The sequence below is a fragment of the Mesorhizobium sp. ES1-3 genome, from assembly GCF_020164795.1.
Classification (GTDB): domain Bacteria; phylum Pseudomonadota; class Alphaproteobacteria; order Rhizobiales; family Rhizobiaceae; genus Mesorhizobium.
This window is the reverse complement of sequence record NZ_JAIUGW010000006.1, coordinates 65,887-91,101: the sequence shown is the minus strand read 5'-3', so window position 1 is coordinate 91,101 and position 25,215 is coordinate 65,887. Positions and strand designations below refer to the sequence as shown.

General features: G+C 62.7%; 26 protein-coding genes. 9 read left to right on the top strand and 17 right to left on the bottom strand.

The annotated features are described in order from the left end of the window. Nucleotides 1–7 precede the first annotated feature (7 nt). Nucleotides 8–1,183, top strand: coding sequence for a CaiB/BaiF CoA transferase family protein (locus tag LB536_RS11480; protein WP_224592058.1), 1,176 nt, complete (start codon nucleotides 8–10; stop codon nucleotides 1,181–1,183). Next, nucleotides 1,180–2,829 carry a thiamine pyrophosphate-binding protein gene (locus LB536_RS11475; RefSeq protein WP_224592051.1) on the top strand — a complete coding sequence of 550 codons (1,650 nt, stop codon included), beginning with the start codon at nucleotides 1,180–1,182 and terminating at the stop codon, nucleotides 2,827–2,829. Before LB536_RS11480 ends, LB536_RS11475 begins: the two co-directional genes overlap by 4 nt. Before the next feature lie 67 nt (nucleotides 2,830–2,896). Here LB536_RS11475 and LB536_RS11470 read toward each other — a convergent pair whose 3' ends face one another. The 6 genes from LB536_RS11470 to LB536_RS11445 all read right to left on the bottom strand — a co-directional run bounded on the left by LB536_RS11470 (nucleotide 2,897) and on the right by LB536_RS11445 (nucleotide 7,895). Further along, complete coding sequence (locus tag LB536_RS11470; protein WP_140759003.1) at nucleotides 2,897–3,340, bottom strand: CHRD domain-containing protein; 444 nt, start codon at nucleotides 3,338–3,340, stop codon at nucleotides 2,897–2,899. 195 nt (nucleotides 3,341–3,535) lie between these two features. Continuing rightward, nucleotides 3,536–4,507 carry an ABC transporter substrate-binding protein gene (locus LB536_RS11465; RefSeq protein WP_140811947.1) on the bottom strand — a complete coding sequence of 324 codons (972 nt, stop codon included), beginning with the start codon at nucleotides 4,505–4,507 and terminating at the stop codon, nucleotides 3,536–3,538. 40 nt (nucleotides 4,508–4,547) lie between these two features. Further along, a complete protein-coding gene (locus LB536_RS11460; protein ID WP_140811948.1) occupies nucleotides 4,548–5,702 on the bottom strand; it encodes an ABC transporter permease in 1,155 nt (384 codons plus the stop codon). Next, nucleotides 5,699–6,577, bottom strand: a complete 879-nt coding sequence (locus LB536_RS11455) for an ABC transporter permease (protein ID WP_224592048.1) — start codon at nucleotides 6,575–6,577, stop codon at nucleotides 5,699–5,701. Before LB536_RS11455 ends, LB536_RS11460 begins: the two co-directional genes overlap by 4 nt. Further along, a complete protein-coding gene (locus LB536_RS11450; protein WP_411966542.1) occupies nucleotides 6,578–7,111 on the bottom strand; it encodes an endonuclease domain-containing protein in 534 nt (177 codons plus the stop codon). Then, the gene (locus LB536_RS11445) at nucleotides 7,104–7,895 is read right to left on the bottom strand and encodes an ABC transporter ATP-binding protein (protein ID WP_140759008.1); all 792 of its coding nucleotides are present in this window, start codon (nucleotides 7,893–7,895) and stop codon (nucleotides 7,104–7,106) included. The genes LB536_RS11450 and LB536_RS11445 overlap by 8 nt, the downstream gene beginning before the upstream one ends. 139 nt (nucleotides 7,896–8,034) lie before the next feature. Between LB536_RS11445 and LB536_RS11440 the strand changes: the two genes are divergently transcribed. Beyond that, nucleotides 8,035–8,439: a cupin domain-containing protein gene (locus LB536_RS11440; protein WP_015317160.1), complete on the top strand. Its 405-nt coding sequence runs from the start codon at nucleotides 8,035–8,037 to the stop codon at nucleotides 8,437–8,439. 346 nt (nucleotides 8,440–8,785) lie between these two features. On the opposite strand, the gene hydA is transcribed toward LB536_RS11440, so the two are convergent. Both hydA and LB536_RS11430 read right to left on the bottom strand, forming a co-directional pair. Then, entirely contained in the window at nucleotides 8,786–10,237 is a 1,452-nt protein-coding gene (gene hydA, locus LB536_RS11435) for a dihydropyrimidinase (protein ID WP_140811950.1), read from the bottom strand. 66 nt (nucleotides 10,238–10,303) lie between these two features. After that, entirely contained in the window at nucleotides 10,304–11,554 is a 1,251-nt protein-coding gene (locus LB536_RS11430; protein ID WP_224592046.1) for a Zn-dependent hydrolase, read from the bottom strand. Between the two features lie 121 nt (nucleotides 11,555–11,675). On the opposite strand from LB536_RS11430, the gene LB536_RS11425 reads away from it, so the two are divergent. Next, complete coding sequence (locus LB536_RS11425) at nucleotides 11,676–12,314, top strand: TetR/AcrR family transcriptional regulator (RefSeq protein WP_140811952.1); 639 nt, start codon at nucleotides 11,676–11,678, stop codon at nucleotides 12,312–12,314. Between the two features lie 106 nt (nucleotides 12,315–12,420). Here the strand turns inward: LB536_RS11425 and LB536_RS11420 are convergent, their stop codons facing one another. Beyond that, nucleotides 12,421–13,749, bottom strand: coding sequence for an aspartate aminotransferase family protein (locus tag LB536_RS11420; RefSeq protein WP_140811953.1), 1,329 nt, complete (start codon nucleotides 13,747–13,749; stop codon nucleotides 12,421–12,423). Between the two features lie 226 nt (nucleotides 13,750–13,975). Here LB536_RS11420 and LB536_RS11415 point away from each other — a divergent pair, with 226 nt between their 5' ends. Further along, entirely contained in the window at nucleotides 13,976–14,611 is a 636-nt protein-coding gene (locus LB536_RS11415; RefSeq protein ID WP_224592043.1) for a TetR family transcriptional regulator C-terminal domain-containing protein, read from the top strand. A gap of 250 nt (nucleotides 14,612–14,861) precedes the next feature. Here LB536_RS11415 and LB536_RS11410 read toward each other — a convergent pair whose 3' ends face one another. After that, on the bottom strand, nucleotides 14,862–15,743 hold the full coding sequence (locus tag LB536_RS11410; protein ID WP_140759014.1) for a helix-turn-helix transcriptional regulator: 882 nt from the start codon (nucleotides 15,741–15,743) through the stop codon (nucleotides 14,862–14,864). A gap of 103 nt (nucleotides 15,744–15,846) precedes the next feature. On the opposite strand from LB536_RS11410, the gene LB536_RS11405 reads away from it, so the two are divergent. Both LB536_RS11405 and LB536_RS11400 read left to right on the top strand, forming a co-directional pair. Next, complete coding sequence (locus tag LB536_RS11405) at nucleotides 15,847–16,686, top strand: SDR family NAD(P)-dependent oxidoreductase (protein ID WP_224592040.1); 840 nt, start codon at nucleotides 15,847–15,849, stop codon at nucleotides 16,684–16,686. After that, nucleotides 16,683–17,405, top strand: a complete 723-nt coding sequence (locus tag LB536_RS11400; protein ID WP_224592037.1) for an SDR family oxidoreductase — start codon at nucleotides 16,683–16,685, stop codon at nucleotides 17,403–17,405. Before LB536_RS11405 ends, LB536_RS11400 begins: the two co-directional genes overlap by 4 nt. Before the next feature lie 658 nt (nucleotides 17,406–18,063). On the opposite strand, the gene LB536_RS11395 is transcribed toward LB536_RS11400, so the two are convergent. The 6 genes from LB536_RS11395 to LB536_RS11370 form a co-directional block, all read right to left on the bottom strand. Further along, a complete protein-coding gene (locus LB536_RS11395) occupies nucleotides 18,064–18,441 on the bottom strand; it encodes a DoxX family protein (RefSeq protein WP_224592035.1) in 378 nt (125 codons plus the stop codon). A 68-nt stretch (nucleotides 18,442–18,509) separates the two neighbouring features. Continuing rightward, nucleotides 18,510–18,968, bottom strand: coding sequence for a carboxymuconolactone decarboxylase family protein (locus LB536_RS11390; protein ID WP_224592032.1), 459 nt, complete (start codon nucleotides 18,966–18,968; stop codon nucleotides 18,510–18,512). A 28-nt stretch (nucleotides 18,969–18,996) separates the two neighbouring features. Continuing rightward, on the bottom strand, nucleotides 18,997–19,515 hold the full coding sequence (locus LB536_RS11385) for an RrF2 family transcriptional regulator (RefSeq protein WP_224592029.1): 519 nt from the start codon (nucleotides 19,513–19,515) through the stop codon (nucleotides 18,997–18,999). Between the two features lie 109 nt (nucleotides 19,516–19,624). Further along, nucleotides 19,625–20,938 (bottom strand): NAD-dependent dihydropyrimidine dehydrogenase subunit PreA, encoded by a 1,314-nt coding sequence (gene preA / locus LB536_RS11380; protein ID WP_224592026.1) that lies wholly within the window; start codon nucleotides 20,936–20,938, stop codon nucleotides 19,625–19,627. A 2-nt stretch (nucleotides 20,939–20,940) separates the two neighbouring features. After that, nucleotides 20,941–22,305, bottom strand: a complete 1,365-nt coding sequence (locus LB536_RS11375) for an NAD(P)-dependent oxidoreductase (RefSeq protein ID WP_224592023.1) — start codon at nucleotides 22,303–22,305, stop codon at nucleotides 20,941–20,943. Nucleotides 22,306–22,426: 121 nt separating this feature from the next. Further along, the gene (locus tag LB536_RS11370) at nucleotides 22,427–23,152 is read right to left on the bottom strand and encodes a gamma-glutamylcyclotransferase (RefSeq protein WP_224592020.1); all 726 of its coding nucleotides are present in this window, start codon (nucleotides 23,150–23,152) and stop codon (nucleotides 22,427–22,429) included. A gap of 176 nt (nucleotides 23,153–23,328) precedes the next feature. Between LB536_RS11370 and LB536_RS11365 the strand changes: the two genes are divergently transcribed. Next, nucleotides 23,329–24,105: a VOC family protein gene (locus LB536_RS11365; protein ID WP_224592018.1), complete on the top strand. Its 777-nt coding sequence runs from the start codon at nucleotides 23,329–23,331 to the stop codon at nucleotides 24,103–24,105. Nucleotides 24,106–24,144: 39 nt separating this feature from the next. On the opposite strand, the gene LB536_RS11360 is transcribed toward LB536_RS11365, so the two are convergent. Next, nucleotides 24,145–24,633 carry a hypothetical protein gene (locus LB536_RS11360; protein WP_224592015.1) on the bottom strand — a complete coding sequence of 163 codons (489 nt, stop codon included), beginning with the start codon at nucleotides 24,631–24,633 and terminating at the stop codon, nucleotides 24,145–24,147. Between the two features lie 189 nt (nucleotides 24,634–24,822). Here LB536_RS11360 and LB536_RS11355 point away from each other — a divergent pair, with 189 nt between their 5' ends. Further along, entirely contained in the window at nucleotides 24,823–25,215 is a 393-nt protein-coding gene (locus LB536_RS11355; RefSeq protein WP_224592012.1) for a DoxX family protein, read from the top strand.

Here is a 25,215-nt window from a genome sequence, read left to right as displayed (position 1 = left end):
GTGATTTATGGCCGAACCCCCGCTGAAAGGCGTCCGCGTCGTCGAACTCGCCCGCATTCTTGCCGGGCCCTGGGCCGGGCAGTTGCTTGCCGATCTCGGAGCCGATGTCATCAAGGTCGAGAGCCCCGACGGCGGCGACGACACTCGCAAATGGGGTCCGCCCTTCGTCATGAGCCATGACGGCGAGAACCTGTCGGCCGCCTATTACCATTCCTGCAATCGCGGCAAGCGTTCCATCGCCATCGACTTCTCGACGCCGGAAGGCGCCGAGACGGTGCGCCGGCTGGTCGCGACGGCGGACGTGCTGATCGAGAACTTCAAGCTCGGCGGCCTGAAGAAATATGGGCTCGACCATGACAGCCTTCGCAAGATCAACCCTCGCCTGGTCTACTGCTCCATCACCGGCTTCGGTCAGGACGGGCCCTATGCGCCACGCGCGGGCTACGACTTCATCATCCAGGCCATGGCCGGCATGATGTCGATCACCGGCGAAGCCGGCCGCGAGCCGCAGAAGGCTGGCGTCGCCATCTCGGATATCTTCACCGGCCTTTATTCGGTCATCGCCATCCAGGCCGCCTTGCGTCATGCCGAACAGACCGGCGAAGGCCAGCACATCGACATGGCGCTGTTCGACACGCAAATCTCAGCGCTCGGCAACCAGAACCTCAACTATCTCGTCTCCGGCAAGTCGCCGGTGCAGATGGGCAATGCGCATATGAACATTGCCCCCTACGAAGTGCTTCCGGTCAGGGACGGCCACATCATCCTGGCTGTCGGCAATGACGGCCAGTTCGCCAAATTCTGCGCTGCGGTCGGGCTGGACGATTTGCCGGCCAATCCCGATTTCACCACCAATCCGTCCCGCGTCGCCAACCGCGTGGAACTTCGCGCACGCATCATCGAGGCGCTGAAGATTTTTGATCGCGATCCGCTGCTGGCGAAGCTCGAAGCCGCCAGCGTGCCGGCAAGCCCGATCAACACGATCGGCCAGATGTTCGCCGATCCGCAGACCATTGCCCGCGGCATGCGGCTCGATCTCGACGACGGCCATGGCAATCGCCTGCCGTCGGTGCGCGCGCCGATGGTGATGTCCGAAACGCCGCTCGTCTACGAGCGCCCCTCGCCGCGCCTTGGCGAGCACACTGACGAAATCCTTGCCGAACTGGAGAAGTCTGGGAAATGAAGACCGGTGGACAACTGATCGTCGACGCCCTCGAAGCCAACGGCACCGACCGTATCTTCTGCGTGCCGGGCGAATCCTACCTTGCGGTGCTCGACGCGCTGCATGACTCCTCGATCCGCACCATCGTCTGCCGCCAGGAAGGCGGCGCCGCCATGATGGCCGACTGCCAGGGCCGGCTGACCGGCAAGCCCGGTATCTGCTTCGTCACCCGCGGCCCCGGCGCCACCAACGCTTCCGCCGGCATCCACATCGCCATGCAGGATTCGGTTCCGCTCATCCTGTTCATCGGCCAGGTCGCCAGCCACGCCAAGGAGCGCGAAGCGTTCCAGGAGGTTGATTACGTCAGGTTCTTCGGCGACATCGCCAAATGGGTTGTCGAGATCGACGACGCCTCGCGCATCCCCGAATTCGTCACCCGCGCCTTCGCGATAGCGACGTCGGGCCGCCCCGGCCCGGTGGTCATCTCGCTGCCGGAGGATATGCTGACCAGCATCGTCGAAGCGCCGAAAGCCTTGCCGCACACGCCCGTCGAAACGCGGCCCGGCGAAGCCGAACTCGACGCACTGGAGAAGCTTCTGGCCAAGTCCACCAGGCCTTTCGTCATTCTCGGCGGAACGCGCTGGGATGCCGAGGCCGTGGCGCGGATGCAGGCGATATCAGAGGCTTGGTCGTTGCCGGTCGGATGCTCTTTCCGGCGCCAGATGCTGTTCGACCACCTTCATCCGAACTATGCCGGCGATGTCGGCATCGGCATCAATCCAAAGCTGGCGACTGCGATCAAGCAGGCGGACCTCGTGCTGCTGATCGGAGGCCGCATGGGCGAGATGCCCTCTTCCGACTACACGCTGCTGAAAAGCCCCTATCCCGACCAGGCACTGGTGCATGTCCATGCCGATGCCGGCGAACTCGGCCGGGTCTACCGCCCGACGCTGGCGATCAACGCCTCGCCAGCGGCTTTCGTCGAGGCTTTCGCCAAGCGCAAGCCGGCCGGACAGCTCTCATGGGCGGCCGAGACACCCAGGCACCACGCGGCCTATCTCGAATGGTCGACGCCACCACAGACCGGCCCTGGCGCGGTGCAGATGGGTCCGATCATGGACTATCTGGAAAAAGTGTTGCCCGACGATGCCATTCTGACCAATGGCGCCGGCAATTACGCGACTTGGGTTCATCGCTTCCACCGTTCCCGCCGCTTCGGCACGCAGGCCGCGCCGACGTCGGGCTCGATGGGTTACGGCACGCCGGCGGCGGTCGCCGCCAAGGCGCTTTATCCGGAGCGCACCGTGGTTGCGTTTGCCGGCGACGGCTGCTTCCTGATGAACGGCCAGGAATTCGCCACCGCCGTACAGTACAACCTGCCGATCATCGTGATTGTCGTCAACAACGGCATTTACGGCACCATCCGCATGCACCAGGAGCGCGAATATCCCGGGCGTGTCGTCGGCACCGATCTGAAGAACCCCGATTTCGCGGCACTTGCCCGCGCCTATGGCGGCCATGGCGAGACGGTGGAGAAGACAGCTGATTTCGCGCCTGCCTTCGAGCGCGCGCGAACCAGCGGCAAGCCGGCGATCGTCGAGATCAGGCTCGATCCCGAGGCAATCACGCCGACCCGGACGATGACCCAGATACGCGACAAGGTTTAAGGGCCGCCAGGCTGAATTCGCTGGCGCGCCCGTCTGTCCCGCTGGGCTTCGGCTCCTTCGGCTCCTCCTACATCGCCTTTTCGATCTGACCGCGGATCTCGCCGTCCTTGTGGGCCGCCGTATGCACGTTGACGTAATATTTGCCGGCCTCCAGATCAGCGGCCTGCGCATCCGTCAGCGTCGCCGACCCCTTGATCGGGCTCTTGAGCTTGCCTTTGAACGGGATCACGGGGTCCGCGTTTTCACCCATTGCCGCCGGGCCGTGGATATGCGCGGCCACCGCCGGGCCGCTGAGGCCGGAATACTTCACGTTCCAGCTGAGCTTCTTCTTCGTGGTGTCGAAGGTGAGAGTGGCCGTCCCCTTGCCCTTGGTGGTGACGGGCGGGCTCTGCTGGCCGCCATCCAGGGTCGCCTTGTATTTTACCATCTCGGCCATGGCCGGTGATGCGAACAGGAAAGCGGTGGAAATGGCGAGCGCCGATAGCGCCGGCAGGAAGGAGTGTGCGCGCATGAAGAACCTCCGATTGCAACAAGCATCCGTCACGGTCCCCCGACGCGCGCATGCTTCAATGCAACGGCTGGTTGGCATAATGTATCCCCGCACACGGTTTTGTGATCGATGCGAATGGAAAGGGGCGGTCGCCCGCCCCCTTTTGGTGTCAGCCGTCAAAACGGTCGCAGGCGCTGTTGATCGCGCCTGCCGGGCTTATTTGACCGCCTTGTCGGTGATGGCGGTGGTGTAGGCGCCGGTCGGCTCCTTGGTGATGATCTTCTGGTCGAGCAGCGCCTTGGCGGTGCGCTCGTAGGTCGCCGGATCGAGCTTGCCGTCGGCGTTGTCGATCAGCTTGGCGACCTCGCTCATCATCCGCTTCTGGTGGTTCTCGTCCTGTCCGCCGCCATCCATGACGATGCCAGCAGCCTCGTCGTTGTTGTCGATGGCGTATTTCCAGCCCTTCATCGAAGCGCGCACGAAACGCACCATCTTGTCCTCGAAGGCTGGATCCTTGAGCTTGTCTTCCGACGCGTAGAGCCCGTCCTCGAGCAGGTCGTTGCCCATGGCCGAGTAGTTGAACACGGTGAGCTGTTCGGGCTTGTAGCCGGCGTCGATCAGCTGCCAGTACTCATTGTAGGTCATGACAGAGATGCAGTCGGCCTGCTTCTGGATCAGCGGCTGCACGTCGAAACTCTGCTTGAGAACGGTGACGCCATCGGGGCCGCCATCGGTCTTTAGGCCAAGCTTGTTCATCCAGGCGTAGAACGGATATTCGTTGCCGAAGAACCAGACGCCCAGCGTATGACCCTTGAAGTCGGCTTCGCTCTTGATCGGGCCGTCCTTCGGGCAGACCAGTTCCATGCCGGCCTTCTTGAACGGCTGGGCGATGTTGACCAGTGGCACGCCCTTTTCGCGCGCGGCGAGCGCGCCGCCCATCCAGTCGACGATGACATCGGCGCCGCCGCCGGCGATCACCTGCTCTGGCGCGATATCGGGGCCACCCGGCTTGATGTCGACGTCGAGGCCTTCGGCGTCATAGAAACCCTTGGCCTTGGCGACATAGTAGCCGGCAAACTGCGCCTGCGTGACCCATTTCAGCTGCAAGGTCACCTTGTCGGCGGCCATTGCCTGGAAAGCGGCCAGCGACATCGCGCCGGCCAGAACTGGAATAATAAGTCTTTTCATTTTTTTACCCTCTGAAGTTAGTGCCTTAAACCCACCGCCCCTATCCACCACGGACAGAGGGATGCCAAAACGTGACGGCCCTTTCGACAAGGGCGACCACGCCATAAAAGACCGAACCCGCAAGTGCTGCAACTGCGATTTCGGCCCAGACCATGTCGATGTTCATCCGCCCGACCTCGGTCGAAATGCGGAATCCCATGCCGACGACTGGCGTGCCGAAGAACTCGGCGACGATGGCGCCGATCAGCGCCAGCGTCGAATTGATCTTCAGCGCGTTGAAGATGAAAGGCGCCGCCGCCGGCAGCCGCAGCTTGACGAGCGTCGGCCAATAGCCGGACGCATAGGTGCGCATCAGGTCGCGCTCCATATGGCCGGACGCGGCGAGCCCGGCGACGGTGTTCACCAGCATAGGAAAGAAGGTCATGATGATGACCACAGCCGCCTTGGACTGCCAGTCGAAACCGAACCACATGACCATGATCGGCGCCACGCCGATGATCGGCAGCGCCGAGACCATGTTGCCGATCGGCAAGAGCCCGCGCCGCAGGAACGCCACGCGGTCGGCGAGAACAGCGGTGACGAAGCCCGCGCCGCTGCCCACGACATAACCGAAGAGCACCGCCTTGAAGATGGTCTGCCGGACATCGGCACCGAGCACCGGCAGCGAACTGGCGATGCGCGCGCCGATGGCGCTCGGCGGCGGCAACAGGATGAAGGGAATGCCGGCGCCCCGCGTGACGGCCTCCCAGATGATCAGGATCCACGCGCCGAAGATTGCAGGGATGATCAGGCGCAGCGCGGTCCGTGCCCAGCTTGCCGTAGGGCGCAGTCCAGACAAGACCGCGACGCAACGCCAGCCAAGCAGCCAGCCGGCCCCGAGCAGCAGGAAATATGGCGCCCGCGCCAGACCTTCGAAGCCGGCAATGCCGCCGATGAGCAACCAGGCCGCCAGATGCGCACCGATGAAGAGCACGACGGCTTCGACCACGGGCGGTACTTTGGCCATCGGGATCAAAGCGGCGAGAAGCAGCGCGCCAAAGATCAGCCAGCTCGTGGCTGCATAGGGATAGATCAACGTCCCCGCGGGCTGCGCCAGCGGATCCACTTTTGGCGCCGCGATCGCTCCGAGCGCAACCGCGATCAGGCAGAGCAGGATCGCCAGCGCCGCTTGCCAGGAGGGTTTCAGCCGGTTCATGCCGGCCTCCCGCCCATGGCGCGGTCGACGACGCGGCCGGCTATGCCAACCACCATCACAAGCAGCGCCGCCACGATCGAACCAGCGACCAGCGCCGACCAGATGTCGATGGACTGGCTGTAATAGGCGCCGGCCAACAGCTTGGCGCCGATGCCGGCGACCGCACCGGTCGGCAGTTCGCCGACGATGGCGCCGACCAGGCTCGCCGCCACCGCCACCTTCATCGAGGTGAACAGGAACGGCACCGAGGCCGGCACGCGCAATTTCCAAAAGGTCTGCGCGCGGCTGGCATTGTAGGTATGCATCAGGTCGAGATGCATAAGTTCGGGCGAGCGCAGCCCCTTCACCATGCCGACGGTGACCGGGAAGAACGACAGATAGGTCGAGATCATCGCCTTCGGGATCAGGCCAGTGATGCCGATGGCTGCCAGCACGACGATGATCATCGGCGCCACCGCCAGGATCGGAATGGTCTGCGAGGCGATGATCCACGGCATCAGGCTGCGGTCGAGCGTCGCCACATGGACGATGCCGACGGCGATGACGATGCCGAGCGCGGTGCCGAAGGCAAAGCCGAGCAGCGTCGACGACAGCGTTACCCAGGCGTTGTAGACCAGGCTGCGGTTCGAGGTGATGGGCCGCAGAAAAGTGTTCTCGAAGAAATTCACCGCCACCTGATGCGGTGCCGGCAGCGTCGGCTTCGGCTGCGACAGCGTCTTGCCGATGAATTCGACGGTGCCTGGCGTTTCGTTTGCGCGGGTATCGAGATCGCGCTGGAACGGCGCGTTGAGGATGACGGCGAAAACGTACCAGAGCACGATGACGCCGGCGAGGATCGAGGTGACCGGGATGAGTTTGTCGCGGAAGGTGTCCATCTAGCGATCCTCGCCGGGCTGGCGCCCTCCTCTCCCCAACGGGGAGAGGGTGGCCGGAGCGAAGCGGAGGTCGGGTGAGGGGGTAGAAATCTTTCCGTCAAGGCAAGCCAAGATCGTATCAAGGACCGCTCGGCGCTCGGCCAACACTTCGTGGTTCCAGAATCTCAGAACGGAATACCCTTGGCCGTTCAGCCAAGCGGTTCTCACGGCATCGGCTGGGGAATCCGCGTGCTGGCTGCCGTCAAGTTCGACAATCAGGCCGTTCTCGCGGCAAACGAAATCGGCGATGAAGGGTCCGAGAGGCACTTGCCTCACAAATTTGTAACCGTTGAGATGACGGCCTCTCAGTTCGCCCCAAAGTCTGTATTCAGCCTCGGTCTCGTCAACCCGCAGCCTTCGGGCGCGTTCGGTTGCCCCGACCTTCCTTTTGGTCGGATCTGTCGGCGCTGCCCCCTCACCCGACCTCCGCTTCGCTCCGGCCACCCTCTCCCCGTGGGGGAGAGGAGGAAGCTCATCCTGCCCCCACTCAATCATCATAACTATGCCCTGCCCTCAAGCCATCGCGCACGCGCGCGGCGATCGCCAGGAACTCCGGCGTCTCGCGGATGTCGAGCGGCCGCTCCTTCGGCAGCGTCGATTCGATGACATCGCTGACCCGGCCCGGACGCGGCGACATGACGACGATGCGCGTCGACAGGTAGACGGCTTCCGGAATGGAATGGGTGACGAAGCAGATGGTCTTGTTCGTCCGTCCCCACAGTTCAAGCAATTGCTCGTTGAGGTGGTCGCGCACGATCTCGTCCAGCGCGCCGAATGGCTCGTCCATCAGCAGGAGGTCGGCGTCGAAGGCAAGCGCACGCGCGATTGAGGCGCGCTGCTGCATGCCGCCGGAAAGCTGCCAGGGATACTTCTTCTCGAAGCCACTGAGATTGACGAGGTCGAGCGTGCGCTTGATGCGCTCCGCCTGCTCGGCCCTGGACAGGCCCATGATCTCCAGCGGCAGCGCGACATTGCGTTCGATGGTGCGCCAGGGAAACAGGGCGGCTGCCTGGAAGACATAGCCATAGGCGCGTTTCTCGCGCGCCTGTTCCGGCGTCATGCCGTTGACCGAAATCGCCCCCGAGGTCGGCTTTTCCAGATCGGCGATGACGCGCAGCAAAGTGGTCTTGCCGCAGCCCGACGGCCCGATGAAGGAGACGAACTCACCCTTGCCGATGGTCAGGTCGACATTGGACAGCGCCTGCACCGGCCCGTCATTGGTCTGGAAGGTGAGGCCAAGTTTGTTTGCCGAAACGACGGCTGGCGAAGTTCCCGTCATCGGTTGCGGCCTGCCTGTTCCCGCGGCGCCGTCCCGATTCCGATTGCTTTTATCGCGATGTTGTTTTCCATTCGACCCGTCCCATTGGCCTTCAGTCCTGCTGACTTTGTTCCACTCAACCGACGCCCGGAGTTTCCCGATGTCGCCTAAACCCACTTGTCATCTTATCCGCCCTGAAAGCACTTATGAAGGCAAGCAGGGTCTGACCTATTTCGCCGGCATCGCCACCGAGTCGGTCGGCTCTTCCGGCATCTGCATGCACGTGCTCACCATGCCGCCCGGCGCCCGCGCCAAGGCGCATCTGCACGAGAACCATGAAACGGCGATCTACGTGCTCTCCGGCGAGGTCCATACCTGGTATGGCGACCGGCTGGAGCATCACATCGTCGTCAAGGCCGGTGACCTCTTCTACATTCCCGCAGGGGTGCCGCATTTGCCTGCCAATCTGAGCAACGCCCCCTCCTCCGCCGTCATCGCCCGCACCGACCCCAACGAACAGGAAAGCGTCGTCCTGTTGCCGGAACTGGATGCGCTGGTCGCCTGAGACCGGCATTGGCCGGTGGGCAGTCCGCATGGGGAATGCAGGTAGAACAATTGCCTCAGGCCGGCGCCACCCCTCATCGCCCTGCCGGGCACTTCTCCCCGTATAGTGACGGGGAGAAGGGCGATGAGTGCGACCTCGGTGCTCTTTCTGGCAACGCAGGCGATTGGCGAAATCCTTCGCGACGGCGTCCTTCTCCCCGTCTCTATACGGGGAGAAGATGCCGGCAGGCAGATGAGGGGCGGCGCCGACCTCGGCAATCATCGGCACCGAGACATTTCCATATGGGTGTTGCCATCCAAGGTCAGTATCGCGGTTGCCGCCATCGCGGGAGCAAGAGTCCGCATCCTCAAACCCCGGTCGCCGGAATGCCGGTCCGCTCGACCTTGCGCGGCGCGGTGATCTCTTTCCAGGTCGACAGCGCCCGGTTGACCGCGGCGTTCGGCTCGCGGCCGACGAACTGGCCATGGCCGGGCTTTGCCTTCACCTCGGCTTCCTCGATCGACAACTCGCCGCGCGAGAAGACGAAGCGCGGCAGACCCGTCACCTCGACGCCTTCGAAGACGTTGTAGTCGATGACAGACTGCTGCTTCTTCGAAGAAATCGTCTTTTTGCGCTGGGGATCCCAGACGATGATGTCGGCATCGGCGCCTTCGACGATGGCTCCCTTTTTCGGATACATGTTGAGGATCTTGGCGATGTTGGTCGAGGTCACCGCGACGAACTCGTTCATCGTCAGCCGCCCGGTGTTGACGCCCTTGGTCCACAGCACCGGCAGCCGGTCCTCGAGACCGCCTGTGCCGTTGGGGATCTTGGTGAAATTGCCGACGCCGAAGCGCTTCTGCTCGGTGGTGAAGGCGCAATGGTCTGTCGCCACCACCTGCAGCGATCCGGCCTGCAGGCCGGCCCACAGAGAATCCTGGTGCAACTTGTTGCGGAAGGGCGGGCTCATCACGCGGCGCGCGGCATGGTCCCAGTCCTTGTCGAAGTACTCGCTCTCGTCCAGCGTCAGGTGCTGGATCAGCGGCTCGCCGAACACGCGCATGCCTTTCTGGCGGGCCCGGCGGATCGCCTCGTGGCTCTGCTCGCAGGAGACGTGCACGACATAGAGCGGCACGCCGGCCATGTCGGCGATCATGATGGCGCGGTTGGTCGCCTCGCCCTCCACTTCCGGCGGGCGAGAATAGGCATGCCCTTCGGGGCCATTGTTCCCGGCGGCAAGCAGCTTCTGCGACAGGGCAGCGACCACATCGCCATTCTCGGCATGCACCAGCGGCAGCGCGCCGAGGTCGGCGCAGCGCTGGAACGACGCGTACATCTCGTCGTCGTCCACCATCAGCGCGCCCTTGTAGGCCATGAAGTGCTTGAACGAGGTGATGCCCTTGTCGACGACGGTGGCCATCTCGTCGAACACCTGCTTGCCCCACCAGGTGATCGCCATGTGGAAGGAATAATCGCAGGCAGCCTTCGAGGTCTTGTTGTCCCACATCTGCAAGGCCTCGAGCAGCGATTGCTGTGGGGACGGCAGGCAGAAATCGACCACCATGGTGGTGCCGCCGGCAAGGGCCGCGCGCGTGCCGGATTCGAAATCATCGGCGGAATAGGTGCCCATGAACGGCATTTCGAGATGGGTATGCGGATCGATGCCACCCGGCATCACATAGCAACCGGTGGCATCATACTCATGGTCGCCATGCAGGCCCGAGCCGATGGCGACGATCTTGCCGTGCTGCATCAGCACGTCGGCCTTCCACGTGCGATCGGCGGTGACGATGGTGCCGTTCTTGATGACTTTGGTCATTTTGCTGTTCCCTGTTCTTCTCTTCGCGCTTCTTGGTGAGCGACGTTTGAAGGTAAATCTCTTGGTTCACTCCACGATGACGGCCGTCTCCACCACCGCGTGGAACAGAACGTCGGCTCCGGCCGCGGCCCATTCCTTGGTGATCTCTTCCGCCTCGTTGTGGCTCAACCCATCCACGCAAGGGCACATCACCATGGCGGTCGGCGCGACCCGATTGATCCAGCAGGCGTCGTGACCGGCGCCTGAGACGATGTTGCGGTGCGTATAGCCAAGCCGCTCGGCGGCATCGCGGATCGCTTTGACGCAGCCCTTGTCGAAAGTGACCGGATCGAAATGACCGACCTGCTCGATCTCGTATCGGATGTCGAGCGCGTCGCAGATCGTGTCGATGCCTTCGCGGATGCGGCCATCCATGGCGTCGAGCACTTCCTTCTCCGGCGAGCGGATGTCGATGGTGAAGACGGTGCGCCCGGCGATGATATTGCGCGAGTTGGGATAGACCTCCATGTGGCCGACCGCGCCGACGGCATCGGGCTGGTAGTCCATGGCGATCTCGTGCACCAGTTCGATTACACGAGCCATGCCGAGCCCGGCGTTGCGGCGCTTGGGCATCGGCGTCGAGCCTGTATGCGCCTCCTTGCCGGTCAGCGTCACCTGCAGCCATTTCAGCCCTTGGCCATGGGTGACGACACCGATGTCGATGCCTTCGTCCTCCAGGATCGGGCCCTGTTCGATATGCAGTTCGAAGAAGGCGTGAATCTTGCGGTCGCCGACCTTCTCGGTGCCCTTCCAGCCGATGCGCTCCAGTTCCTCGCCGAATTTCTTGCCGTTCTTGTCGGCATGCTCGTAGACATCGGCCTGGTCGAGCACGCCGGCGAACACGCCGGAGGCCATCATCGCAGGGGCGAAGCGCGCGCCTTCCTCGTTGGTCCAGTTGGTGACGACGATCGGATGTTTCGTCTTGATGCCGAGATCGTTGAGCGAGCGCACGATCTCCAGGCCGCCGAGAACGCCGAGAACGCCGTCATACTTGCCGCCGGTCGGCTGCGTGTCGAGATGGCTGCCGACATAGACCGGCGGCAGGCTGGGGTCGGTGCCTTCGCGGCGGGCAAACATGGTGCCCATCTCGTCGACGCCCATTTCGAGCCCGGCCGCATCGCACCAGCGCTTGAACAGGTGCCGGCCCTCGCCGTCCTCGTCGGTCACGGTCTGGCGATTGTTGCCGCCGGCAATGCCGGGGCCGATCTTCGCCATCTCCATGATGGAATCCCACAAGCGGTCTGAATTGATTCGCAGATTTTCGCCGGGTGCGGCCATCTCGAGTTCCCATCTACACCAGGAGTCTTGTCGCCCCTTGAGTGATTTGCATCCTGACCGTATGGTCAGCTTTCAGACTACACAACCTGACCAAGCGGTCAACTAGAATCTTGGGGAAGACATGACCGAAGCCACCCGCCCCATGCGGCGCCAGGACATCCGCCGGGAGAACGAAAAAGCCATTCTCGTCGCCGCCGAAAAGGTATTCGCCGAGGCGGGGTTTGGCGGCGCCACGATGCAGTTGATCGCCGATCTGGCGGGTTTGCCAAAGGCAAATCTCCACTACTATTTCGCCACCAAGGAAGAGCTCTACCGATCCGTCGTCCAGAACATTTTTGAAATCTGGCTACAGGCCGCCAATTGCTTCGACGCGGCGCGCGGGCCGATAGACGGCATCAGTGCCTATATCGACGCCAAGATGGAAATATCGCGCCGCCATCCGGACGGCTCCAAGGTCTGGGCTTCTGAAGTGATGCACGGTGCGCCGGTGCTTCAGGACTATATGGAATCGACGCTGCGCGAATGGACCGACGGTCGGGTCGAGATCATCAGGCGCTGGATCGAGGAACGCAAGATGGACCCGGTGGATCCGCGCCACCTGCTCTACATGCTTTGGGCGGCGACCCAGCATTATGCCGATTTCGGCCATCAGATCGAGACGCTCAACGGCGGCAAGCCTCTGTCCGACCGGCAATGGCGGGAAGCCAAGGAAAATATCAAACGGGTGATCCTGACCGGAATCGGCGCCCGGCCCGCCTGACTGCGGCCGCCCTTTGCCACAATAGATTCAGGTCAGCGCGGCGCCGCGCTGACCTGCCGGTTTGCGGCCACTCTCGCCTGCGTCGGGAGGTGGCCGCGGTAGTGCCTCAGTCGATCGACCGCAGCACTTCGCGCACATGGTCGATCAGTTCGTTGATCTGGCCCTTGGTGATGATCAGCGGCGGCGACAGCGCGATGATGTCGCCGGTGGTGCGGATCAGCGCGCCGCGCTCGAAGGCCTTGACGAAGGCCGAGAAGGCCCGCTTGGTCGGGCTGCCGGCGATCGGCGCCAGCTCGATCGCGCCGATCAGGCCGATGTTCCTGATGTCGATGACATGCGGCTCGCCCTTCAGCGAATGCAGCGCGTCTTCCCAGTAAGGCGCCAGTTCCTCGCCACGCGTCAGCAGGCCCTCTTCCTTGTAGGTGTCGAGCGTTCCGAGTGCTGCCGCACAGGCGATCGGATTGCCCGAATAGGTGTAGCCGTGGAAGAACTCGATCATGTGCTCCGGGCCGGTCATGAAGGCGTCGTGGATTTCCTTCTTCACGAACACCGCGCCCATCGGGATGACGCCATTGGAGACGCCCTTGGCGGTGGTCATGATGTCGGGCGTCACGCCGAAATAGTCGGCGGCGAACGGTGCACCGAGACGGCCGAAACCGGTGATGACCTCGTCGAAGATCAACAGGATGCCGTGCTTGGTGCAGATTTCGCGCAGCTTCTCCAGGTAGCCCTTCGGCGGCAGGATGACGCCGGTGGAGCCGGCGACCGGCTCGACGATGACGGCGGCGATGGTCGAGGCGTCATGCAAAGCGACGATACGCTCCAGCTCGTTGGCGAGTTCCGCGCCATGCTCCGGCACGCCTTTCGAAAACGCATTCTTCTCCGGCAGATGCGTGTGCGGCATGTGGTCGACGCCGCCCAGCAGTGTGCCGAACATCTTGCGGTTGGTAACGATGCCGCCGACCGAGATGCCACCGAAATTGACACCGTGATAACCGCGCTCGCGACCAATGAGGCGGGTGCGTGAGCCCTCGCCCTTCACGCGGTGATAGGCGATCGCCATCTTCAGCGCCGTCTCGACCGATTCCGAACCGGAATTGGTGAAGAACACATGGTCCATGCCCTTGGGCGCGACATCGACCAGGCGGTTGGCCAGCTCGAACACGATCGGATGGCCCATCTGGAAGGCAGGCGCATAGTCGAGTTCGGCGGCCTGATGCTGGATCGCCTCCGTGATCTTCGGACGGCAATGGCCGGCATTGACGCACCACAGGCCGGCGGTGCCGTCCAGCACCTTGCGGCCATCGCTGGTCGTGTAATGCATGTCCTTGGCGGACACGAACATGCGCGGCGCCTGCTTGAACTGCCGGTTTGCCGTGAACGGCATCCAGAATGCGCTGAGATCGTTCGGCGTGACTTTCAGCCGGTTGGACATGACCAAGACTTCCCCTTGTAACCTGTTTCGCTGCGTCCAACGCTTGGTCTTTGCCGCGCATTCATGCTACGCAAATTTTGACCGATTGGACAAACGTTAGCACCGCCCTGTCGGCGGTCAATGGATTACTAGCGGAAATGCGGCTCCTGAAGTGCGTTCCACAGGCTGGAGAAAAACTGGTCCAGAGAATTGGTCCAGATGACCGTCTATGCGAGGGGCCGCAACGGTGACCACGAGCACGCAAGCCCCTCGCCGCACACGCATCCAGCAGGAAAAGCGTGAACTGATCCTGGAGGCCGCGCTCGAAGTGTTCTCCACCAACGGCTTCCGCGGCTCGACCATCGACCAGATCGCCGAAGCCGCCGGCATGTCGAAGCCGAACCTGCTCTACTATTTCCGCCGCAAGGAAGACATTCACGAGACATTGATGGAGCGGCTGCTCGAAACCTGGCTGGCGCCGCTCAGGGAACTTGACGACATCGGCGATCCGATGACCGAACTCAGGAGCTATATCAGGCGCAAGCTGGAAATGGCGCGCGATTTTCCGCGTGAGAGCCGGCTGTTCGCCAACGAGATCCTGCAGGGGGCGCCGCGCATCATGCCGTTGCTGGTGGGCGAGTTGAAGACATTGGTCGACGAGAAAGCCGCCGTCATCAAGGGCTGGATGCGCGCCGGCAAGATCGCCCGGACCGATCCCTGGCACCTGATCTTCTCGATCTGGGCGACGACGCAGCATTATGCCGATTTCGACGTCCAGGTCCGCGCCGTGCTGGGACCAAACCGCGGCGGCGACGGCCGCTTCGAGGACGCTGCCCGCTTCCTGGAGCAATTGTTCCTCGATGGGCTGAAGCCTAAGGGCTAGCGGTCGACCCACCGATTGCTTGGTTGCTGCTGACCGTGGAGGTTAGCCGAGGCGCTCATCATTTCGTCATCCATATGGGCGAAGCAAGGAGCGTAGCGACGCAGCGCGATCCATTCCGTGCCTTGGAAGCGCCGCTGCGGTCCAGAATCCTGCACCGCTGCATCCCGCGGCAAAGGTAACGGAATGGATCCTCGGGTCTGCGCGTCCGCTTTGCTCCCGCTCCGCCCATGGATGACGAAGCTGAGGGATCTCAGGCGCTGCGCCGTTCGGCCGGCATCGCGTCGAGCAATTGTTGCAGCTTGGCGATCGAGTTCTGCTCGGCGAGCGGCGTGTAGACGATCAGCCGCATGTCCGAGCCGTCGTCGATCGACAGGCTCATATGCTCGAAAGCCATCAAGCCTGCCTTGGGATGCCGGACGTGCTTCACGCCGGTCAGTTTTCGCGCCACATCGCGCCGGGGCCACCAGTCGCGGAACTCGGGACTTGAGTTCATCATCAGCGCGATCAGCCTGTCGAAATCGGGATCGCCGACATATTTGGCGCTTTCGGCACGAAACGAGGCGAGCACCACGCGGGCGAGTTCTTCCCAGTCGACCAGCAGGCGGCGGTGGTGCGGGTTGGTGAACACCATGTGGACGATATTTCTGCTATCGCCCTCCAGCAGGCCATAGTCGCCGAACACCGCCACGGCCGCTTCGTTCCAGGCAAGAACGTCCCAACGCCGGCCGACGACATAGGCGGGCTGCAGCACCAGGCTTTGCAGCATATGCAACAGTGTGGCGTCGACCTTCTCGGGCGCCGCCACACGACGTTCCGGCTGCTGGCGGCCGGCCAGAATGAACAGATGCCGCTTCTCGACGGCGTCGAGGCGCAAAGCCTCGCAGAGCGCCACCAGCACTTCCACCGAGGGCCGCACGTCCCTGCCCTGTTCGAGCCAGGTGTACCAGGTGGTGCCGACACCGGCGATCATCGCCACTTCCTCACGCCGCAGACCCGGCGTGCGCCGTCGCGGACCTGTCGCGATGCCGGTGGCCGATGGCGTCAGCCTTTCCCGGCGCGAACGCAGGAAGGCGCCGAGTTCGCGCCGGCGGCTCTCGTCGGTTGATCGGGTGGAGGCAGCGGGAACGTCCATGCCGGCTATTATAGCAGTATTGATACCAGGATAAAGTTTGAACTGTTTGCCATGGGTGAAGCGCCCCATCTTGCATTCAGAGCAACGACAGGAGGCTCTGAACATGGAACTGAAAGACAAGATCATCCTCATCACCGGCTCGACCGACGGCGTCGGCCGAGTCGTGGCGCAAAGGCTGGGTGCCGCCGGCGCACGCGTGCTGGTGCATGGCCGCGATGCCACACGCGGCAAGACTGTTGTCGCCGAGATCGAAGCCGCCGGCGGCAAGGCCGAGTTTTTCGCGGCCGATCTCGCTTCGCTGGCGGAGGTAAGACGCCTCGCCGAGGCCGTGAGCAGCAGCACAACCCGCCTCGACATCCTCATCAACAATGCCGGCGTCGGCACTGCTGGCGACAAGCGACAGACAAGCGCCGATGGCTACGAACTGCGCTTCGCCGTCAATTATCTCGCCGGCTTCCTGCTGGCCTCGGAACTGCTGCCGCTGCTCAGGGCAAGCGCCCCGGCGCGCATCGTCAACGTCGCGTCCGCCGGCCAGCAGGCGATCGATTTCGACGACGTCATGCTGACCCACGGCTATAGCGGCGTGCGCGCCTACTGCCAGAGCAAACTGGCGCAGATCCTGTTCACCGTCGATCTGGCCGAGCAGTTGAAAGGCAGCGGCGTCACCGTCAACGCGCTGCATCCGGCGAGCTACATGAACACCACCATGGTCCGACAGGCGGGCGTGACGCCATGGAGTTCGGTCGAAACCGGCGCCGACGCCATCTTGAACCTCGCCACCTCATCCGCGCTCGAAGGGCGCAGCGGCCTCTATTTCGACGGCCTGCGCGAATCCCGCGCCGACGCCCAGGCCTATGACGCCAGGGCAAGACGTCAATTGCGCAGCCTGAGCCTCGACCTCGTCGGGTTGGCTTCGCCAAAATCGAAGGAAGAAAAATCATGACCAGCAGGACCGAACACACAGTCATCATCGGCGGCTCGTCCGGCATCGGCCTGGCGACAGCGCGCAAACTGCTCGGCCCGGGCATGAAGGTCACCATCACCGGACGCAACCAGGACAAGCTCGTCAGCGCCTGGAAAAGCCTTGGCGGCGCCGCCGACAAGGCCGCCTTCGACGCTTCGAAGCCGGATGAGGTGCGCCAGTTCTTCGAGCGCCTCGGTCCGTTCGACCACCTCGTTCTGGCGGCGAGCGGCGGCAAGGGTCTTGGCCCGTTCGAGACGCTCGACCTTGCAGACATCGGCGGCGGCGTCGACGAGAAGGTGCGGCCGCAACTGTCCTGCCTGCAGGCTGCCTTGCCGACGCTGAACAAATCGGGATCGGTCACCTTCATTTCGGCGGTGTCGGCTCAAATCGCGATGCCGGGCGTCGCCGGCATCGGCGCCATCAACGGCATGCTGCTGACCGTCGCGCCGATCCTGGCGGTAGAACTGAAGCCGCTGCGCGTCAATGTCGTGGCGCCCGGCGTCATCGATACGCCCTGGTGGGATTTTCTGCCCGCTGGGCAGCGGCAGGCAGTCTTCAGCGAATATGCCGGCAAGACCCCGGTCGGCCGGATCGGACGCGCCGAGGATGTTGCCTCGGCGATAGCCTTCCTCGTCTCCAACAGCTTCATGACCGGCCAGGTCCTGACCTGCGACGGCGGCTTGCGATTCGCGGCATAGGCAGTGCATGCGGCTGGAAGAAACGTGACAACGGTATTGCGACTTGGACGAGCCGGGGGCCTTCTATCGCCCGGCGACTATCCCAGCACCGATTGCCGCGATGACGAACAGCAGCAATATCCAAAAGCCAAACAGATTCGCCCTTTGATAGATAGGTTTCCCGGAATCGGCCTTTGTTCGAAGAAAAAGGAGGACATCGGGGAACCCCATTACTAAGAGAATTATAAAAAACCCAATCTCGCCCATAAATTCAGAGCGAGAGCGGTCTTCCACCAAAGGGTACAGCGCGAATGCGCCATAAACGAAATAGACAAATAGGGTGAAGCGAGTTGCTGATTTCCCTAGGAATCCAGGGGACGCTAGAAAGCTTTTCTCGTCCGAATTTCGTAGTAGGACAGAAATCATCAACAAGCTCGATATAAAATAGATATCTAATAAAACGAACGAATCCCTAGCCGTAATTGACCGAAAATGTTCCAGAAGGACGACAACGACAACTGTCAGCCCTCCTCCCATAAGCAGCCATCTCAGGGCGTCTCGCCTTCTCCCTCTGAGAATATACATTTAACGCTCAACGAAATTACGATTAGAGATTAGATATCGGGACTGTCCTAACAATAAGTATCGGAGTTGCCTTGGCGACGGCGCCGTCCGTCGACTAGAGCGACTGCGCGATCAGCGTCAGGAACCCTCCGCTCAGCGCGACATTGCCCACGAAACCGTTGATGCGCGCTGCCCGGTCAGGCCCCTGATGATCCCAGAAATTGTGGAACATTGGCGTCGCCACGATCAGGAACAGCACTAGCACCGCGCAGGCAATCGCGGTCCAGATGCCGGTCACCACCAGCACCCCCGCGATGATCTGCAGGACAATGCCGGCCCACAGCGCCAGCCGGGCCTGGGGCACGCCACGCGCGGCCATCAACCCGGTCAGCAAGGCCGCGTTCTGGATGTTGCGCAGGCCGGCCAAGACAAAGGCGCCGCCGAGCAGCAGGCGGCCGAGAAACAGCAAGGTCGAAGGCAAATCGACAGGCATTGAACTCTCCCCTTGAAACAGTAGAAGTGCCGCCTTCCTCGGCGGCGCCCCAATAAATATTCGGACTGTCAGGCCGCCTTGGCGGCCGGCATCGGATGGATGGCATGGAACGGGACGCAGAGCCGGTTCCAAGTGTTGATCATGCCGACCGCGACGGACAGCTTGACCAGTTCCTCTTCCGAAAAATGCTCGAGCGCGCTGATGTAAAGCTCTTCCTGCACGCCATTGTTGGCGATCAGCGTCACGGCCTCGGTCCAGGCGAAGGCGGCGCGTTCGCGTTCGGAGAAGAGCGGCGATTCCTTCCAGGCGGCAACGAGATAGAGCCGCTGTTCGGTCTCACCGTCGCGCCTGGCTTCGCGGCTGTGCATCTCGACACAGAAGGAACAGCCGTTGATCTGCGAGGCCCTGAGCTTGATCAGGTGCAGCAGGCTCACCTCCAGTCCGCATTCGTCGACCGCCTTGTTGAGCGCCGACACCGCCTTCATGATTTCCGGCGCCTTGGCGAAAAACTGCATTCTCTGTTTCATCGTCTTTCCTTTCGCATCCTTGGGGAGGTTAGGCTTGGTTGGTTGAACTGGATTTCTGCGGCCGCTGATGACGCTCGACAAAGGCGCAGCTCGCGGCAAACGATCTGGGGTCGCCTTCCGCTGCGTAATCCGCCACGATGTCAGACAACTTCACCTCGGCCAGCGCTGCCCGGTAGGCGCGCTCCGCCTTCAACATCGCGGCGTTGATGCCGCAAGGTTTGACATAGGCCGAGGCATCGATCTTGACCGGACCGTTGCGGCGGATCTCGCCGCAGCGAAACGCCGGCTCGCGCCCTTCGATGGCCAGCACGATGTCAAGCAGTGTTATGCGCTCGGCAGGCCGTGCCAGCCGGTAGCCACCGGCCGGACCCGGCACCGATTGCAGAACACCGGACGCCGTCAGCATGTTGAGATGCTTCAACAAATAGCTCGGTGACAGGCCGAAGGATTCCGCCAGCGCAGCGCCCGGCATGGTGCTGTTGCCGTCGACGCTCGCCAGGGTGGCCGCGCAGTGGATGGCCGCCTCAACGCCCTCGCCCAGCTTCATGATGCCAATCTCCAATTCATGGATATCTTTTATCGTGGATAGTTTTTATCTGCAATAGGAAAATGAAAACGGCGCCCGAAGGCGCCGCTTTTTCATCGAATGTCTGCCCCTACTCCGCCGCCACCTTGGCCATCGGGTTGTTCGGGTGCGTCGTCCAGTTGGCATAGACCGGCGACACCGGCCTGCCGGTGCGCTCGTCCATCACGCCCGCCGCCAGCGGCTCCATGGTGATGCAATTGTCGACCGGGCAGACATTGACGCACAAATTGCAGCCGACGCATTCGGCCTCGATCACCTCGAAATGCCTGACGCCGTTGACCATGCTGGTGATCGCCTGGTGCGAAGTGTCCTCGCAGGCGATGTGGCAGCGGCCGCATTTGATGCAGGCGTCCTGGTCGATACGCGCCTTGGCGACATAGTTGAGGTTGAGATATTGCCAGTCCGTGACGTTTGGCGTGGCACGGCCGATGACGTCGTCGAGCGAGCGGTGGCCCTTCTCGTCCATCCAATTTTCGAGACCGGCGATCATCTCCTGCACGATCTTGAAGCCGTAGGTCATCGCCGCCGTGCAGACCTGCACATTGCCGGCGCCCAGCGCCATGAATTCGGCGGCGTCGCGCCACGTGGTGATGCCGCCGATGCCGGAGATCGGCAGGCCGCGGGTTTCGGGGTCGCGGGCGATCTCGGCCACCATGTTCATGGCGATCGGCTTCACCGCCGGCCCGCAATAGCCGCCATGCGAACCCTTTCCGTCGATGGTCGGCATTGGTGCGAAACTGTCGAGGTCGACCCCGGTGATCGAGTTGATGGTGTTGATCAGCGACACCGCATCGGTGCCACCGGCATGTGCGGCCCGCGCCGGCTTGCGGATATCGGTGATGTTGGGCGTCAGCTTGGTGATGACGGGCATGCGCGTGTACTGCTTGCACCAGCGCACCACCATTTCGATGTATTCCGGCACCTGGCCGACGGCCGCGCCCATGCCGCGCTCCGACATGCCGTGTGGGCAGCCGAAATTGAGCTCGATGCCGTCGGCGCCGGTCTCCTCGACCAGCGGCAGGATGGATTTCCAGCTTTCCTCGACGCAAGGCACCATGATCGATGCGATCAGCGCGCGGTCGGGCCAGTCCATCTTGACCTGCTTCATCTCGCGCAGATTGGTCTGCAAATCGCGGTCGGTGATCAGTTCGATGTTGTTGAGGCCGAGCAGGCGCCGGTCGGCACCCCAGATCGCGCCATAGCGCGGGCCATTGACGTTGACCACCGGCGGGCCTTCCTCGCCTAGCGTCTTCCAGACGACACCGCCCCAGCCCGCCTTGAACGCGCGGATGACATTATAGGCCTTGTCAGTTGGCGGCGCCGAGGCCAGCCAGAACGGATTTGGCGATTTGATGCCGACGAAATTGTTTCTGATGTCTGCCATGCTCATGCCCTCCCGTTCAAGGCCAGTGCCCGGTTGATCGATTCCGCCGCATCGCGTCCTTGCGCAACGGCTGAGACCGTCAGGTCATCACCACCAAAAATACAATCGCCGCCGGCCCAGACCTTGGCCAGCGAGGTGCGCCCTTCCTCGTCAACCTTGATGCGGCCGGCTTCGAGGTCGATCGACGCTCCGCTGCCGTTGAGTGCGACCGGCACAAAACTCTGGCCGATCGCCTTGAACACCTGGTCGGCAACCAGTGTCAGCGTCTCGCCGGTGCCGGCAAGCTTGTCACCGTTGAGCGCGGTGTATTCGAGTTCGATGCCCGACACCTTGCCACCTTCGGCAATCACCCGCTTCGGTTGCAGCCAATGACGGATGGTGACGCCGTTGGCGGCGGCCAGGTCCTGCTCGAATTCGGAGGCGTTCATATGCTCCTGGCCGCGCCGATAGCAGATCGTCACCTCCTCGGCGCCAAGCAGCTTCGACTGCACGGCGGCATCGATCGCCGTCATGCCGCCGCCGATGACGACGACGCGGCGGCCGACCGGCAAGGCTGAAAGATCGCTGGCCTGGCGCAGTTCGGCAATGAATTCGACCGCGTTGGTGACGCCGGCCGCGTCCTCGCCGTCGGCGCGCAGCGCGTTGACGCCGCCCAGCCCCATGCCGAGGAACACCGCATCGTAATTGCGGATCAGGTCGGAGAGTTGATAGTCGCGGCCGAGCGCCTTGCCGTTCTGGATGTCGATCCCACCGATCGCGGTGACATAGTCGACCTCGGCCTGGGCGAAGTTGTCGACGCTCTTATAGGCGGCGATGCCGTATTCGTTGAGGCCGCCGGCCTTCGGGCGCGCCTCCAGGATAGTCACGTCATGGCCATGGCGGGCGAGCCGGTGCGCCGCGGCAAGGCCGGCCGGGCCGGCGCCGACCACGGCGACCGCCTTCCCTGTTGGTTCGGCACGTGGATAAAACTGCTTGTTCTCGCTCATCGCGACGTCGGTGGCGTAGCGCTGCAGGCGGCCGATCTGCACCGGCTTGCCTTCCGCCACCTCGCGCACGCAGACCTCCTCGCACAGTGTCTCGGTCGGGCAGACGCGGGCGCACATGCCGCCCAGGATGTTCTGGTCGAAAATGGTCTTGGCCGACCCGATCGGGTTGCCGGTCGAGATCTGGCGGATGAACAGCGGAATGTCGATCGAGGTCGGGCATGCATTCATGCACGGCGCGTCGTAGCAGAAATAACAGCGGTCGGATTCGACCAGCGCCTCGTGATGATCGAGCGGCGGATGCAGGTCGGAAAAATTGTCCGCGTATTGGTCGGGCAGAAGTCGGCCGCCGACGATACCCTCTTTGAACTGGCCCTCTGGCATTTTCAGTTCCCCATGTTTTCGTTTTGGGGAAGGCTAGCACGTTTTATTTTTTTATCAATTGGTCAATTTTTGACGCAAACTGCTGAAAAGGCTGAACTAAAAGATGACACAAGCATTCAAGTTAAGGTGACGGTGAGGCAAGCATAGAGCCGCCGCCCATGCCAATGCCGTGGATCGACCTGATCTCATCGGCGACCAATTGCTGCAATGTCCAGAGATTGCGGTCGCGGATGCCGAATTCCTCGAGATGGCTGACCGTATTGTAAAGGTATTCCGCGCCGGAGCCGACATGGCCGCAGGCGCGCGCCAGCACCCGTGCCACAGTCTCCAGCGGCTGCCCGAGCGAAGTGCCTCTACCCGTCACCCCGACCCAGAAACCCAGCGCCCGCAACGGCCCTTGCGCCGTACGCACCGGAACCCACCTGACCGAAGCGACGCTCTCATGATCGTCGATCTCGCGCCGCAATAGCCTTTCGATCTGAGCAGTCTTCTCCCCTTCCGGCAAACGATAGATCACGCCATCGCATCGCCCGCCGCGCTCGAGCGCCATCATCAGTCCTGGCTGCGCGACGCTGCCGCGCCAGCGGACCATGTCGATGCAGAAGGAGCGATGCCAGCCATGCGCGGTGGCGCGCTGCCGTTCGACAGACTCGAAAGCCGGCTTCCAGATCAGCGAGCCATAGGCGAACACCCATAGCGGCCCCGCATCGGCTTCACCGGACAGCCGCGCGGAAAGGACCCGGAAATCCTCGTCGCTCAGTTGCGTCCAGTTGCCACTGGGCCCGGGATCGGCCTCCTCGCGATGACATAGTGCGACAAGCTCGGCCGTAAGTGACATCTGCCGCATGGATCGACGCCCCCTTCTAAAGTCCAAGCAAAGGCGAAAATCGCAAGGCATGCAAGATGCCTGGAGGCTGCGCCTTGCCGTTTCCGATTTCTAGCCCAGATGTCGGATTTCTGTCATCGAGATCGTCCTAGGATGGATCGAACGACGATCGGTGCACAACGGTGAGGAGACCGACCATGCCAAAATCCCCGATGCCCTTCTTCTGGTACGAACTGATGACATCAGACCTCGACGCCGCCGAGGCTTTTTACACCGCCGTGGTCGGCTGGCGGGCCGAGCCCTTCGACAAAGCCCCGGGCATGCCGCGCTATATCGTCATGAATGTCGGCGAGCGCGGGGTCGGCGGCCTGATGACGATACCCGAGGATGCGGCCAAGATGGGCATGCCGCCCGCCTGGCTGGGCTATATCCACGCCAGGGATGTCGACGCAGCAACGGCGTCGCTGGAAAAAGCAGGTGGCGCCGTTCACCGCCGGCCCGACGACATTCCAGGCGTCGGCCGCTTCGCCGTCGTGGCCGACCCGCAAGGCGCGACCTTCATGTTCCTGCAGCCGAACGGTCCGGACCAGCCCGTCGTGCCGGCCAGCACGCCGGGCCATATCGGCTGGCACGAACTCTACACGAGCGACTGGAAGGCCGCGTTCGATTTCTATTCCGGCCAGTTCGGCTGGGTCAATGCCGGCGAGTTCGACATGGGCCCGATGGGCATCTACCAGACCTTTACCGCCGGCCCTGAATCCGGTGGCGGCATCATGAACAAGCCCGAGCAGATTCCGGTGCCGGTCTGGCAGTTCTATTTCAACGTCCCGGCAATCGACGCGGCCGCCAAACGCGTCACCGACAATGGCGGCAAGATCCTGATGGGGCCGATGGACGTCCCCGGTGGCAGCTGGATCGTGCAATGCCAGGATCCGCAAGGTGCGCATTTCGCTTTGATGGCGCCGGTGCGGTAGCCCGCGCCGACCGCTGATATCACGCTTGCTGGCGTCGGATCATTCCGGCGCCAGCACCGCGACCTTGAGGGTCTCTTTCTTGGCACCGCTGAACTGGACGGTGGCTTGGCCGGCCGCCAGCTTGAAGCGCACGCTCTTGCGGATGCCGGGGCACGTCTTGACGCCGCTATAGCCCACCGATTTCACCGCATGGCCATCTTGGATGACATCGATCCAGGCCTCGCCCGACAGGCTGATCTGGATGGCTCCCTCCGGCGGCACCGCCACGCTGGCGACGGCGCCGAACGTGCCCGCTGCCGGCGCGTGTTCGGGCGGCATGGCAAAGCCGGCCTTCTCGGCCGGCACCAACGCCAGATCCGCGGCGGCACCAACTGCGAGCGTCGCTCCGGACGGCGTTGAGGGTGCAGCGGGAAACAGCGCCTGTTCGCGCGTCACCGGCCATTTGAAGGCCTCGCAGCCGGCATCCTCGGCCATGGCGAAGCTGGTGCCTGCAACGAGTGCGAATAGGCTGATGATAACTTTTTTCATGGCAAGGAAATCCACACGTTCAGAGTGCCCATGTCAATACAACCATAGCGACAAAAATGCAACCCAGGCGAGAATAATATTGGGGGAACGTTTTCAATCACCGATTGTTGATGACATGCCAGGGGAAGTGAATGGTCCATCACTGGGCGATAATCTATCGCCGGGCCGGAGGGTAAAAATGGAGTTCAGATGAAACTTTTTGAAGGCCTTGCCAAGTACCAGCAGCAGGCGCTTGGGGTGTTGCGCATCATGACCGCGCTGCAGTTCATCGAACACGGCAGCCAGAAACTGTTCAACTTCCCGGTAAGCGCCCAACCCCACGCCCTTACCGGGCTGACCACGACCGCCGGCATCCTCGAATTCGCCGGTGGCATCTTGCTGGCGCTCGGCCTTTTCACCCGCCCGGTCGCGTTCCTCCTGGCCGGTGAAATGGCGATCGCCTATTTCTCGGCGCACATGCCGCGCGACTTCTTCCCCGTCAACAACAGCGGCGACGCGGCGATCTCGTTCTGCTTCATCTTCCTCTATCTGGTCTTTGCCGGCGCCGGCGCCTTCGCGCTCGACAACCGCCGCAACGCGTGA

Coding starts and splice junctions, on each gene's coding strand:
- LB536_RS11385 (WP_224592029.1), bottom strand. CDS start 19,515: ATGAAGCTGGGCGAGGGCGTTGAGGCGGCCATCCACTGCGCGGCCACC.
- LB536_RS11450 (WP_411966542.1), bottom strand. CDS start 7,111: ATGATTGAGTGGGGGCAGGATGAGCTTCCTCCTCTCCCCCACGGGGAG.
- LB536_RS11360 (WP_224592015.1), bottom strand. CDS start 24,633: ATGAAAAAAGTTATCATCAGCCTATTCGCACTCGTTGCAGGCACCAGC.
- hydA (WP_140811950.1), bottom strand. CDS start 10,237: ATGACCAAAGTCATCAAGAACGGCACCATCGTCACCGCCGATCGCACG.
- LB536_RS11365 (WP_224592018.1), top strand. CDS start 23,329: ATGCCAAAATCCCCGATGCCCTTCTTCTGGTACGAACTGATGACATCA.
- preA (WP_224592026.1), bottom strand. CDS start 20,938: ATGGCAGACATCAGAAACAATTTCGTCGGCATCAAATCGCCAAATCCG.
- LB536_RS11420 (WP_140811953.1), bottom strand. CDS start 13,749: ATGTCCAACCGGCTGAAAGTCACGCCGAACGATCTCAGCGCATTCTGG.
- LB536_RS11370 (WP_224592020.1), bottom strand. CDS start 23,152: ATGCGGCAGATGTCACTTACGGCCGAGCTTGTCGCACTATGTCATCGC.
- LB536_RS11405 (WP_224592040.1), top strand. CDS start 15,847: ATGGAACTGAAAGACAAGATCATCCTCATCACCGGCTCGACCGACGGC.
- LB536_RS11465 (WP_140811947.1), bottom strand. CDS start 4,507: ATGAAAAGACTTATTATTCCAGTTCTGGCCGGCGCGATGTCGCTGGCC.
- LB536_RS11440 (WP_015317160.1), top strand. CDS start 8,035: ATGTCGCCTAAACCCACTTGTCATCTTATCCGCCCTGAAAGCACTTAT.
- LB536_RS11430 (WP_224592046.1), bottom strand. CDS start 11,554: ATGGCCGCACCCGGCGAAAATCTGCGAATCAATTCAGACCGCTTGTGG.
- LB536_RS11395 (WP_224592035.1), bottom strand. CDS start 18,441: ATGCCTGTCGATTTGCCTTCGACCTTGCTGTTTCTCGGCCGCCTGCTG.
- LB536_RS11425 (WP_140811952.1), top strand. CDS start 11,676: ATGACCGAAGCCACCCGCCCCATGCGGCGCCAGGACATCCGCCGGGAG.
- LB536_RS11355 (WP_224592012.1), top strand. CDS start 24,823: ATGAAACTTTTTGAAGGCCTTGCCAAGTACCAGCAGCAGGCGCTTGGG.
- LB536_RS11480 (WP_224592058.1), top strand. CDS start 8: ATGGCCGAACCCCCGCTGAAAGGCGTCCGCGTCGTCGAACTCGCCCGC.
- LB536_RS11455 (WP_224592048.1), bottom strand. CDS start 6,577: ATGGACACCTTCCGCGACAAACTCATCCCGGTCACCTCGATCCTCGCC.
- LB536_RS11410 (WP_140759014.1), bottom strand. CDS start 15,743: ATGGACGTTCCCGCTGCCTCCACCCGATCAACCGACGAGAGCCGCCGG.
- LB536_RS11400 (WP_224592037.1), top strand. CDS start 16,683: ATGACCAGCAGGACCGAACACACAGTCATCATCGGCGGCTCGTCCGGC.
- LB536_RS11470 (WP_140759003.1), bottom strand. CDS start 3,340: ATGCGCGCACACTCCTTCCTGCCGGCGCTATCGGCGCTCGCCATTTCC.
- LB536_RS11390 (WP_224592032.1), bottom strand. CDS start 18,968: ATGAAACAGAGAATGCAGTTTTTCGCCAAGGCGCCGGAAATCATGAAG.
- LB536_RS11460 (WP_140811948.1), bottom strand. CDS start 5,702: ATGAACCGGCTGAAACCCTCCTGGCAAGCGGCGCTGGCGATCCTGCTC.
- LB536_RS11445 (WP_140759008.1), bottom strand. CDS start 7,895: ATGACGGGAACTTCGCCAGCCGTCGTTTCGGCAAACAAACTTGGCCTC.
- LB536_RS11475 (WP_224592051.1), top strand. CDS start 1,180: ATGAAGACCGGTGGACAACTGATCGTCGACGCCCTCGAAGCCAACGGC.
- LB536_RS11375 (WP_224592023.1), bottom strand. CDS start 22,305: ATGCCAGAGGGCCAGTTCAAAGAGGGTATCGTCGGCGGCCGACTTCTG.